This window comes from Pseudomonas reactans, assembly GCF_013385825.1.
Taxonomy (GTDB): Bacteria; Pseudomonadota; Gammaproteobacteria; order Pseudomonadales; family Pseudomonadaceae; genus Aquipseudomonas; species Aquipseudomonas reactans.
Window position 1 is genome coordinate 1 of sequence record NZ_JACAPG010000024.1, and the last position, 12,348, is coordinate 12,348.

Annotated in this window: 6 protein-coding genes; 2 read left to right on the forward strand and 4 right to left on the reverse strand. The window is 62.3% G+C overall.

What is annotated here, in order from left to right; all coding sequences use genetic code 11:
- On the forward strand, window positions 1-4,763 hold a 4,763-nt coding region (locus HX868_RS28125), incomplete at its 5' end, for a non-ribosomal peptide synthetase (RefSeq protein WP_177005081.1).
- A gap of 141 nt (window positions 4,764-4,904) precedes the next feature.
- On the opposite strand, the gene HX868_RS28130 is transcribed toward HX868_RS28125, so the two are convergent.
- A complete protein-coding gene (locus tag HX868_RS28130) occupies window positions 4,905-7,286 on the reverse strand; it encodes a TonB-dependent siderophore receptor (RefSeq protein ID WP_095015764.1) in 2,382 nt (793 codons plus the stop codon).
- 154 nt (window positions 7,287-7,440) lie between these two features.
- Entirely contained in the window at window positions 7,441-9,093 is a 1,653-nt protein-coding gene (locus HX868_RS28135; protein ID WP_016977212.1) for a cyclic peptide export ABC transporter, read from the reverse strand.
- Window positions 9,094-9,292: 199 nt separating this feature from the next.
- Between HX868_RS28135 and HX868_RS28140 the strand changes: the two genes are divergently transcribed.
- Complete coding sequence (locus tag HX868_RS28140; protein ID WP_177005082.1) at window positions 9,293-10,120, forward strand: formyl transferase; 828 nt, start codon at window positions 9,293-9,295, stop codon at window positions 10,118-10,120.
- 42 nt (window positions 10,121-10,162) lie between these two features.
- On the opposite strand, the gene pvdO is transcribed toward HX868_RS28140, so the two are convergent.
- Both pvdO and pvdN read right to left on the reverse strand, forming a co-directional pair.
- Window positions 10,163-11,023 carry a dihydropyoverdine dehydrogenase gene (gene pvdO, locus HX868_RS28145; protein ID WP_177005083.1) on the reverse strand — a complete coding sequence of 287 codons (861 nt, stop codon included), beginning with the start codon at window positions 11,021-11,023 and terminating at the stop codon, window positions 10,163-10,165.
- A 34-nt stretch (window positions 11,024-11,057) separates the two neighbouring features.
- Window positions 11,058-12,332, reverse strand: coding sequence for a pyoverdine-tailoring periplasmic protein PvdN (gene pvdN / locus HX868_RS28150; RefSeq protein ID WP_177005084.1), 1,275 nt, complete (start codon window positions 12,330-12,332; stop codon window positions 11,058-11,060).
- Window positions 12,333-12,348 lie beyond the last annotated feature (16 nt).

Here is a 12,348-nt window from a genome sequence, read left to right on the forward strand (position 1 = left end):
TCAACCTGCAACCCATCGGCGTAGCTGGCGAGTTGTACCTGGGCGGTGAAGGCGTGGCACGGGGTTACCTGGAGCGTCCGGCACTGACTGCCGAGCGTTTTGTGCCGGATCCGTTCGGTAAGCCCGGCAGCCGCGTATATCGCAGCGGCGACCTGACCCGTGGTCGTCCGGATGGGGTGGTGGATTACCTCGGTCGTGTCGACCATCAGGTGAAGATCCGTGGTTTCCGTATCGAACTGGGCGAGATCGAGGCGCGCCTGCGTGAGCAGGACAACGTTGGCGAAACCGTGGTGGTCGCCCAGGACGGTCCGACCGGCAAACAACTGGTGGCGTATGTCGTGCCGGCCGAGGGCCCGCTCGCCAAGGAAGCAGAATTGCGCGAAACCTTGCGCCGTGCGCTGAAAACCCATCTGCCGGATTACATGGTGCCCGCGCACTTCATGTTCCTCGCCCAAATGCCATTGACCCCCAACGGCAAGCTGGACCGCAAGGGCCTGCCGCAGCCGGACACCGCGCAGTCGCAAGGCGTCTGGGTTGAGCCGGTCACGCCGTTGCAGCAGCAGGTCGCGGCGATCTGGGCGCAGGTGTTGGGGGCCGAGCGCATCGGCTTGAACGATCACTTCTTCGAGCTGGGCGGACACTCGTTGCTGGCCATGCAGGTGATCTCGCGTGTGCGTCAACTGCTTGAGCGAGAGATAGCCTTGCGCACCTTGTTCGAGGCGCCGCAGTTGGAAGGCTTTGTGTTGGCCTTGCAGGCTGCGGACCAGACGCTGGCGCCGCCGATGCTGGCGGTCGGGCGTGACCAGCCGTTGGCGCTGTCGTTTGCTCAGGAACGCCAGTGGTTCCTTTGGCAACTGGACCCGCACAGCGCGGCTTACCATATCCCCAGCGTGTTACGCCTGAACGGGCATTTGGACCAACCGGCCTTGCAGCGCAGCTTCGATGCACTGGTGCTGCGTCATGAGAGCTTGCGTACCCAGGTCTACCAGGACGGCGAGCGTGCGGTTCAAGTGATTCGCCCAGCCACTGCGCTGGTGATTGCACGGGCAGATGCCGACGCCGCCCATCTTCAACAGCAGGTCGAAGCCGAAATTGCCCGGCCCTTCGACTTGCAGAGTGGCCCACTGCTGCGCGTCACCTTGCTGCGCCTGGCTGACGATGAACATGTGCTGGTGCTGGTGCAGCATCACATCGTGACAGACGGCTGGTCGATGCAAGTGATGGTCGACGAGTTGGTACAGCTATACGGCGCCTACAGCCAGGGCCAGACGCCGCAGTTGCCGGAACTGGCGCTGCAATACGCCGATTACGCGCACTGGCAGCGCCAGTGGATGGCGGCGGGCGAGCGCGAACGTCAATTGGCGTATTGGCAGAAACTGTTAGGCGGCGAACAGCCGGTGCTGGAGCTGCCCACTGCGAACGCGCGGCCGGCGGTGCAAAGCTACCGTGGCGCCAGCCTGCAACTTGAATTGCCGCCCGCGCTGGCGGCCGGGCTCAATGCACTGGCGCAGCGTGAAGGCGTCACATTGTTCATGGTGTTGCTGGCGTCTTTCCAGAGCCTGCTGTACCGCTACAGTGGCCAGCAGGACATCCGCGTCGGTGTGCCAATCGCCAACCGCAGCCGGGTTGAGGTGGAACGTCTTGTCGGGTTCTTCGTCAACACCCAGGTATTCAAGGCGGATATCGATGGGCAGCTCTCTGTCGGCCAATTGTTGCAGCAGGTCAAGCGCCGCAGCCTGGACGCCCAGAGCCATCAGGATCTGCCTTTCGAGCAATTGGTGGAGGCCCTGCAACCAGAGCGCAGCCTCAGCCATAACCCGCTGTTCCAGGTGATGTTCAACCACCAGAGTGAGGCGGGGTTGATGACGTCGGGGCAGTCACTGCCCGACTTGCGCGTAGAAGGGCTGGATTGGGGCAGCCAGACTGCGCAGTTCGACCTGAGCCTGGACACCCAGGCTTCGGCGCAGGGTATCCACGCCACCCTGACGTACGCGACCGACCTGTTTGCCCCCGCCGTTCTCGAGTGCATGTTGGCGCATTGGCAGAACCTGTTGCGGGGCATGCTGGATGATCCGCAACAGCGGGTCAGCCAGTTGCCGCTGCTGGCGCCTGTCGAACAGCAGACCCTCGTAAGGCAATGGAATGCCACGGCGCGCGACTATCCACAACAGCCGGTGCATCAATTGATCGAAGCGCAGGTTGCGCAGACACCAGAGGCCCCCGCACTGGTCTTCGCCGCGCAGCGCCTGAGCTATGCCGACTTGAACCGGCGCGCCAACCGTCTGGCCCATCGCTTGATCCAGGCTGGCGTCGGTCCGGACGTGTTGGTCGGATTGGTCGTGGAGCGTTCCATCGAGATGGTGGTCGGCCTGCTCGCCGTGCTCAAGGCCGGCGGTGCCTATGTGCCGCTGGACCCGGATTACCCGCCTGAGCGCCTGGCGTACATGCTTGAAGACAGCGGCGTGAAGCTGCTGTTGACCCAGTCCCACCTGCTGGAACAACTACCGCGTGCCGAAGGCATCGAATGCCTGTTGCTGGGCGACTCTGGGTTCGAAGACTTCCCTGACACCAACCCTGACCTTGCGCTGCACGGCGAAAACCTCGCGTATGTGATCTACACCTCCGGGTCCACCGGCCAGCCCAAGGGCGCGGGCAACCGTCATTCGGCGTTGACCAACCGCTTATGCTGGATGCAAGAGGCCTACCACTTGACCCCTCGCGATACGGTGTTGCAGAAGACACCGTTCAGCTTCGACGTGTCAGTGTGGGAGTTCTTCTGGCCGTTGATGACCGGTGCGCGCCTGGTGGTCGCGGCGCCGGGGGATCACCGTGATCCGGCGAAGATGGTGGCGCTGATCAACGCCGAACAGGTGACGACGCTGCACTTTGTGCCTTCGATGCTGCAGGCGTTCATGCAGGACGCGGCAGCCTCCAGTTGCCAGAGCTTGCGCCGCATTGTGTGCAGCGGTGAAGCATTACCGGTGGACGCGCAGCAACAGGTCTTTGCCAAATTGCCTGCGGCCAGCCTTTACAACCTGTACGGGCCGACGGAAGCCGCCATCGACGTGACCCACTGGACCTGCGTCGATGAACAACGCGACACGGTACCCATCGGCCAGCCGATCGCCAATCTGCAGACCTACGTGTTGGATGCCCAGTTGCAAGCGGTGCCCGTCGGCGTGGCGGGCGAGTTGTACTTGGGCGGCCTGGGCTTGGCGCGCGGCTACCACCGCCGTCCCGCGCTGACTGCTGAGCGTTTCATTGCCTCGCCGTTCGAGTCGGGGGCGCGCTTGTACCGCACGGGTGACCGTGTGCGCCAGCGCGCCGACGGCGTGATCGAATACCTCGGACGCCTGGATCACCAGGTCAAGTTGCGTGGCCTGCGTATTGAACTGGGTGAAATTGAAGCGCGCATCCTCGAAACCGCTGAAGTCCAGGAGGCGTCGGTGCAGGTGGTCGATGGCAAGCATCTGGTCGGCTACCTGGTGCTGCAAGCGCCCGGTGAGCACTGGCGCGAACCGCTCAGTGCGCACCTTGCGGCGCATTTACCCGACTATATGATTCCGGCGCAGTGGCTGTTGCTGGAACAGATGCCCCTGAGCCCGAACGGCAAACTGGACCGCAAGGCCTTGCCCAAGCCCGACGCGTCTCAGCACCAGCAGGTGTTCCGCGCGCCACACACCGAGCAGGAACAGCGCCTTGCAACGATCTGGGGCGAGGTGTTGGACGTCGAGCGCGTTGGCCTGGATGACAACTTCTTTGAACTGGGCGGTCACTCGCTGCTGGTATTGATGCTCAAGGAACGCATCCGCAAGGCCACCGGCAAGACCCTGTCGGTCAGCCAATTGATGCTTAACCCCACGGTGGCAGGGCAGGTGAATTGCCTGGGCAACGGCGCGGGGCAGTCGCTGATCGTCAAGCTCAACAGCCAGACCGAAGGCACGCCGCTGTTCCTGTTCCACCCAAGCTACGGCTCGGTGCATTGCTACAAGGCCATTGGCCTGGCACTGCGCGAGCAGCGGCCGGTGATGGGCGTGATCTGCCGCGCATTGGCCGAGGAGGGCAGCGCCGTACCGAGCTGGCAAGCGATGGTCGAGGACTACACCGGGCAATTGCTCGATGCGTTGCCCGAGGGGCGCTATCGTCTCGCGGGCTGGTCCATGGGCGGTAACCTGGCCATGGAAGTTGCCTATGCCTTGGAGCAAGCCGGGCGTGAGGTGGAAGTGGTCGGTTGGATCGATGCCTCGCCGCCTTACTGGCTCAAGGCTTACTGGGACGCAGCGGTGATTGCGGATGACGATGATCTGTCGGTCAACCAGCGCCGCGTTGAACTGTTGCAGGTGATGTTCCCGGCGTCGAGCCAGCAGATCCACACCGCCTGGTTGGACAGCCAGGCATTCTTCAGTGATGAAGCGCAGCAATGGCAGGCACTGGGCGCCTGGGCTGAAGAGGCGTTGGGCGAGACGTTCCGGGAAATCAAGGCAAGCTTGCTTGAAGGGGATGAAGCGCAGATTTCCTGGGAGCTGGACCGCACCCTGGGCCAGCGGCTCAAGGACGCTGACTTCAAGCCGCTCAAGGCGCCGATCCGCTGCTGGTGGGCCGCCGGCAGCCGTGCAGGCCAGCATCGTCAGTTGATTGAAGCGACCATGGAGCAGGTGGTGGGCCGGGCGTGTGTCCAGCAGTCGGTGCTGATCGACTCCACCCACGACCGCATCATCGATAACGCTGCGTTTGTGCAGAGCTTCGCCGATGCGATGAAGTAACGGACGGCAGCAACCCAAGCCCCTGGCCTCTTCTAAGGCCAGGGGCTTTTTTGTGCCGGGTGTACGGGCAGGCGGGCACTAAAAAGCCCCTGGTCATTGCGCATGGCCAGGGGCTTGGTTGGAACGGCTAGCGTCTATGCATCAGAAGTTCCAGCGGGTGCTGAGCATGATGTTGCGCGGGTCACCGTAGTAGACCGAATTGTAGAAGCCGATGTTGGTGTAGTACTTCTTGTCGAAGATGTTGTTGACATTGAGGCTGGCCGATACGTTCTCGGTGACCTGGTAACGGGCCATCAGGTCCACCAGCCACAGCGGATCCTGGGAGAATTTATCCTGGCTGCCGGTGGCGTAGTTGTTGGTCAGCACCTTCCAGCCCGTACCCTGCCAGCGCACGCCGCTGCCCAGGGTCAGCTTGTCCAGGGCGCCGGTCAGCTTGTAGCTGGTGTAGATGTTGACTTGGTCTTCCGGCTCCCAGGTGGAGAGTTTCTCGCCCTGTTTGTCGCGAATGATCTTATGGGTGTAACCCGCCTGCAGCTGCCAGCCAGGGGCCAGTTCGCCGGAGATTTCCGCTTCGTAGCCCTTGGTCTTGGCTTCGGTGCCTTTGGACGCGTAGTCAAGGCCTGGGTAGCTGAGGGGAACGTAGTCAAGGTCGTCGATGGGGCGGTTTTTCTCGTGTACTTCGAAGTACGCAAGGCTGGCGTTGAGACGGCCATCGAAGAACTCGCCTTTCAAGCCCAGCTCATAGTTCTTGCCTTCGTCCGGCTCCAGCGGCTTGTTGTTGCGGTCGCGGTAGTCGTCCTGGGGCAGGTAGATCTCGGTGAAGCTGGCATAGGCCGAGAGGTTCTCGGTGAAGTCGTAGGTTAGGCCGGCGTAAGGCACGACCTTGCCGGTGTCCTTGACCTGGCTGGTGCCGCTGACCTCGTAGTTGTTGACTCGGGTACCCAGGATCAGGTGCCAGTCATCGGCCAGGCTGAAGCGGCCGGTGATGTACTGGGCGCTCTGGCGGGTGAGTTCGTCGTTGCGCTTGGTCTGTGGGCCACGGTCAGGCTTGGGCGCGTCGCCGTCCCAATCGAAGTAATCGTGGCTGTTGTTGTAGTTGGTGGCGTTGGTGTAGTCGCGGCCCAGCCAGTGGGAGCGCGAGACCGAGGCGCCGACCACCAGTTCATGCTCGCGGCCGAACAGGCTGAAAGGCCCGGTGGCGTACAGGTCGCCGGTGTCGCTGGTGGTCTCGCCATTGTAGGTACGCGTAAGCAGCGAAGCCTTGCCGGTGGCTGCGTTCGGCGCCAGCAGCGCCGACAGCGGAGCCTTGTAGCCATTGATCTGGTGGTTGTACTGCGCCTTGCCAACCCAGCCGTTATCGAACGTATGTTCCAGGGTCGCGAAGCCGGTACGGGTGTACTGGGCCCACTTGCTGTACTTGGCGCCGTTGTTGAACGAACGCGAGGTGCTGATGCGGTTGCCTGCGGAGTCATACAGCGACGCCGCGCCTGACCAGCTGGAACCTTGCGGGTCGCTGTCCTGGTAGTCACCGCCGACGGTCAGCAGGGTATCCGGCGCCAGATCGAATTCCAGGATGCCGTAGTACACGTTGGTCTTGCGCTGGTAGTGATCGAGGAACGAGTGTTTGTCCTGATAGGCCGCCACCGCACGGCCGCGCACGTTGCCGGACTCGGTGAGCGGACCGCTCACATCCACTTCCGAGCGGTAGTTGTCCCAGGAACCGGCGCCCAGGTCGATGTAGCCCTTGAATTCCGAGGTCGGCTTCTTGCGGACCATGTTGATGGTGCCACCAGGGCCACCGGCGCCGGTCAGCAGGCCGGTCGCGCCCTTGAGGATTTCGACGCGGTCGTAGATCACTGTGTCGGTCAGGGTGTGGCCGGACGAATACTGGGCGTCTTGCAGGATCGGAATGCCGTCGTACTGGAAGTTCTGGATGGCAAAGCCACGGGAGAAGTAGCTGGTGCGTTCGCTGTCATACGCGGCAACAGTGATGCCGGGGGTGTGGCGCATCACGTCGTCGATCGACTTGAGGTTGAAGTCATCCATGGCCTGGCGGGTCACCACCGAGATCGATTGCGGCGTCTCCCGTGGCGTCAGCACCAGGCGGGTCGCGGTCGCGATGGTCCCGGGCGTATAGGAGCCCGAGCCCTCGGTAATGGTGCCGAGCTGGTTGGCAGTCACCTGGGTGGCGCCCAGCTCCAGGGCGGACGAGCGGCCGGCAGTCAGTGTCATCGTGTTGCCTTGCAGGTCGAAGTTCACGCCGGTGCCGGTCAGCAGCGTGGTCATGGCCTGGCCAGGCTGCAACTTGCCCTTGACCTTGTGGCTGCGTTTGCCTTCGACGTCGGTCGGGCTATACAGCACTTGCAGGTTCGCCTGCTTACCAAATTCTTGAAGAGCGCTACCCAGCGACTGTGCAGGGACATCCAGCTCGATCTCCTGCGCCTGAACATAACCGGCGACTGGCAGCGTCAGCGCAACGGCAATCGCGCCAGGTAGCACGTGGGTGTTCAAGAGGCGGCGCATGGAGAGTGCCTTGCTCAAGGGACTCAGACCAAATGTTGCTGGCATGGGTGAATTCTCTTCTAGGTATTTAGTGGGCAGATTTTAAGTATTTGTTGGGGTTGGTTCTCATTACCACTAGTGAGACGTTCCTACCTGCAGAAACCGGAAAAGAAATTCACGCCGGTTCCATTTCGTGCACCACTTGGCCGGCGCGCAGGCGCACCAACTGGTCGGCAATATCGAAATAGCGGTCGTCGTGGCTGATCACGATGATGGTCTTGCCCAGGCGCTTGAGGTCCGGCAGCAACTCGGTATAGAAAACGCGGCGGAAGGCCGGGTCCTGGTCGGCGGCCCATTCGTCGAACACCAGCACCGGGCGTTCTTCCAACCAGGCGTTGACCAGGGCCAGGCGCTTGCGCTGGCCGGTGGACAGGTCGGTGGTGCTGAACACACCGTCCTTGACGCTGACCTTGTGCGCGATTTCCAGGCGCTCCAGGTACTTGGTCGCGCTGTCCAGTGACTGGGTGGCGCTGCCTTGGACCAAGTCATCGAACAGGTAATAGTCAGCAAACACCGTGGTGAACAACTGGCGGTAGTCGTCGCGCGCCGGATCGGTCACGGTTTCGCCATTGAGGCGGATTTCCCCGGCCTGGGGTTGGTAGAGGCCCAGCAACAGCTTGATCAGGGTGGTTTTGCCACAGCCGTTCTCGCCCACGATAAACACGATGTCGCCCTGCTTGATGCTCAGGTTGATCGGCCCAAGGTGGAACGGTTGGCTGCCTTCCACCGGCGGCGGGCTGTAGCTCACGCCGCGCAATTCCAAGCTGTTGACCACTGGCGTGGGGGCTTCGCTGCCATCCATCAGCAGATGGGGTTCAGGCGACGAGAAACGGTCGGACAATTCGGTGATGCGCGCAAAGGCAATCCGCGCCTTGCCGATGATCGGCAAGTAACCCACCACGTGCTCCAACGGGCCTTTCATGTACAACAGCACCAGTACGAAGCCGGTGATCACCGCCGGGTCCGGGTTGGGGCTGTAGGCCTGCATCGCCAGGGCCAGGCCGATGACCACGAAAAACAGCATCGAGCCGAAGGTTTTGGCGACGATGTAGATGTTCACCGAACGCACCTGGATATCGCTGATCCGGTCGGCGGTTTCCTGGATGCGGTGGGTGTTCATGCGGTAGCGGCGGGGCCGGTGGATGCGCAATTCCTTGGCGCCCGAGGCGATTGCGGAATAGTAGCGTTGCAGCTCGTCTTCCTGGTCGCGGGCCTCATCGAAACCGCGAATGCCCTTGGCACCGGCGATGAATTGCACGCTGCTGCCAATGATGATGGCGACCACCATCATCAGGAACATCGGCACCGACAGGTAGGCCAGATAGCCCAGGCAGCCCAGGGTCACCGTCGTTGCGATGGCCAGCGGAGTGAACGCGAAGGAAAAATCACTGATGGTGTCGACGTCATGGGTCAGCACCGGAATCAGGCGGTGGGAGCGGTACTGTTCGATCTGTTCGATGGGCGCCGACAGCACCTTTTCACCCAGGTCCTTGCGCAGGGCCGCGATAATTCGCTGGCCGACGTAGTTGGTGCCGATATCCGAGACGATCGAGCTGGTCAGGGCCAACAGGCACAGCGCCGCAAACGTCAGGATCACCCCCTGCGTCATCCCGGTCGTAGAGTGCAGGGCGTTATTGATCGTCGCCAGCAGCAACGTGATGGCCAGGCCGCCGGCCATGCCCAGGGCGACGGAGACCGTCACGATGGTGCGAAAGGGCCTGAGCAATGCGAGCAGACCGTTGAAGGCGCCGCGCTTGGGGTCGGTCATAAATACTTCCCGGAAAGTGAAAAAAGAGGGGGCTGGGCACACAGACCCTTACCCATGACAAACGAAGGATTGGCGCGACTATTTAGCTCGGTGTGCCGGGCGGTGGCGGGGGTGGATAAATTGCAAGGCGGCTGGTTCGTTCTTGTGGTGTAGGCGCACGCGTATTGGCGTGCCTGATCTATCCAGCGAGAGCGAAACAATGACGAAAAAGAATCTGGTGTACGTGTGGTCCCTGCGCAATGCCGCGGCCGACAAGGCCGGGCAGCCGGTGGCCTACAAGGACCATGAACGCTACATGATGTCGGTGCTGGAATCCCTGGCGGGGGCGCTGAACGACACGCCGCTGGGCGAGGCCTATAACCTGGTGGGCGTGGTGTATGACGATGACGAGCAGAACCCACGCGACCAGCAATTGGTGGCCGACTACGGTTTCGCGTACCAGCCGGGACGCCAGTGGCTGTATCCGGCCGACTTGCGCGTGCAGGGGCGCCTGGTCAATGACTTGCTGCTGAGCGTGCCGTCGACTTATCGACGCCTGCCACGGGGCAGTGCGGAACATATCGCCGGCAAGCAGGATTTCGAACGCCGCCTGCATGACACGCTGGTGGAGTTGAAGGCCGATATCGTGGTGCTGGACGGCCTGCTGGTGATCCTGGATGAGCTGGTGCGTCCCGGTGCGCCATTTGCCCGCCGCATCATGAACATCCATCCGGGCATTACCCGTATTGAATCGCCGTACGAGCGCCGGGGTGCCTATGCCACCTGGAACGCCTTGTATGGCGCACGTGGTCTGACGATCACGGATTGGGCGACCAAGGCCACCACGCCTTCGGAGCCGCTGTACCTCACCGGTGCCTCGTTCCACTACGTCGACAACGGCATCGATTCGGGCGAGGTGTTCCACGACGTGCTCAAGACCGATATCACGCCGGAAGACACCATCCTCGAATTGCGCTGGAACAACTTCAATAACAGCCTGTTCCCGGCGTTGCATGAGGGGTTGGCGTTGTTGGCCAAACACGCCTGAGTCGAAGGGTTGCCGGAGCCCACGGTTCCGGCAACCCATGGATTACAGGTCGCGCACTACGCGGAACCCAATCCAATCCCCCCGCGTCTGCGGATAGATGGTGTTGCGATTGCCCGAGCGCGAAAAAACCGGCGCCTCGCCCCAATCATTGCCCCGGATCATGTAGCCCTCGCAGTTCGGCTCCATCCACGCACTGCCATCGGTAGGCGCGCCGATGTAGTTGGGGTGCTCGCAGTCGGCCACTCGCTCATAGACGTTGCCATGCATGTCGTACATGCCAAACGCATTTGGCGGGTAGCTGCCGACCGGTGACGAATAGCTGTAGCCATCGGCTGGGCCATAGGTGTTGGCATGCTTGGTGATGCTGTAGTCCTTGCCTTCATCGAACGGGAAGGGGAACGGCCCGGTAGAACCGGCGCGTGCGGCGTACTCACGCTGGGACTCGCTGACCATGTGGTACTGCTGGCCGGTCTTCTTCGACAGCCAAGCCACATAGCTTTTGATGTCGTCCATGTCCATGCACACCGCCGGCTGGCGCGGGCCTTGGGGATAGCGTGGCTTGCTGGCGATGCATTCACGACCGGGGCGGGTGTCGCCATCGGCGATCTTCACGCCGGTCTGGCGCACGTAGCTGTCCCATTCGCCGGCGGTGATATGGAAGCGGCTCATGGCGAACGGCTTGGCGAAGGTCACCTCATGCATCGGGCCTTCATCCGGCTCGCGGCCGACTTCATCCTCGGGCGTGCCCATGGTGAAGGTGCCGGCGGGCAGCACCACCATTTCCGGGCAGTCCTTGCAATCCTTGAACACCTTGCCGGGTTGCGGCGCGGCGGCCTGGGCCAGGTTGGGCAGCAAGGTGCCGCACAGGGCGGTTAGCGCCAGGGCCGTGAGGGGTTTGTTCATGTGGGCCTCTCATTCAAAGGGGAAAAGGTGTGCGTCACGCCCGCTGGCTCAGCAAGGTCATGAAGCGCTGGATCTCGGCGGAGGAATTGAGCAGGCCGGGGGCGGTGCGGATCACCGGGCCGACATCGCGGTCCACCGCGTCGATCACCGCGCGGTTTTTCATCATGTAGGCCGCCACGGCATCACTGTCCTGGCCTTTGACGCGGAAGAAAGTGAAACCAGCGGACAGTTCAGGGCTGTGCGGGGTGACCAGTTCGATCTTCGGGTGGGCCAGCAATTGCTCTTTCAGTTCGGTATTGAGTGTATGAATCCGCGCCTGCACCTGCGCCTTGCCCAGTTGCAGGTGCAGCTTGAAGGCCTCGTCCGCCGCCCAGCGATGCTCGAAGGCGTGGTAGCCACCCGGGGTCATGCTGGTGGCGAAGTCCTTGTCTTCGGAAAAGGTCGGTACCATCGGTGTCACGTACTTGTTTTGCGGGTCGCGGGCGCAAACAAGGCCGGTGCCGCGCGGGCCGAACATCCACTTGTGAGTGCCGGCGATGAAAAAGTCGCAGTGCATGTCCGGGAAGTCGAGGTTTTCCACGCCGAATCCGTGCACGCCATCCACCACATAGAGGATGCGGTCCTTGTCGTCACGGTTGCGATTGTGTTCTTCCACCAGCTTGCCGATCTCGCCGATGGGCAGTTTCACGCCGCTGCCGGACTGCACCCAGGTCATGCCGAGTACGCGGGTGTTGGCGCGGATATTGCGCTGGATGTTGCCCAGCACCTCGTCGGCCGATACGCGGTTGGCGTTGTCGAACAGGCGAATCTTGCGGACCTGGGTCTGCTCCTTGCGCACTCGGAAATCCAGGCTGAACTCGGTGGCATAGTGTTCGTGGACGGTGGTGAGGATCTCCTGGTCAGGCCGTACCTTGATCCCGCCATAAATCATCGCCAAGCCTTCGGACGTACTGCCGGTCAGGGCGATTTGCGGTGGGGTGGCCTTCAGGTAACGGCCGGCCCATTCGCGCACCTGGCCTTCGCGCTTCCAGGTTTCCTGCAGGTCCCAGTCCATGGCCAGCCCTGGGTTGCGGTCGATCTGCGCGCGGTAGCGTTCGATGGCCTCGCGCACCGGCTTGGGGTGAGTGGCTACCAGGAAGTTGGAAAAGTGCAGGTAGTCCGGGTCCTGGTTGAACAGTTGCTTGAGTCCCGTCCATGGGTCATCGGTGGTTGCGTTGGCGGCGATGGCCTGCGGAAGCAGGGCGGCGCCCAGTGGCAGGCTGGCGGCAAATACCCCAGCCTGCTTGAGAAAGGTACGGCGGTCGGTCATGGACGGGCTTCTAGAT

Bases quoted from the DNA above. Each gene is read 5' to 3' on its own strand.
- HX868_RS28130 (WP_095015764.1), bottom strand. From the start codon at position 7,286: ATGCGCCGCCTCTTGAACACCCACGTGCTACCTGGCGCGATTGCCGTT.
- HX868_RS28135 (WP_016977212.1), bottom strand. From the start codon at position 9,093: ATGACCGACCCCAAGCGCGGCGCCTTCAACGGTCTGCTCGCATTGCTC.
- HX868_RS28140 (WP_177005082.1), top strand. From the start codon at position 9,293: ATGACGAAAAAGAATCTGGTGTACGTGTGGTCCCTGCGCAATGCCGCG.
- pvdO (WP_177005083.1), bottom strand. From the start codon at position 11,023: ATGAACAAACCCCTCACGGCCCTGGCGCTAACCGCCCTGTGCGGCACC.
- pvdN (WP_177005084.1), bottom strand. From the start codon at position 12,332: ATGACCGACCGCCGTACCTTTCTCAAGCAGGCTGGGGTATTTGCCGCC.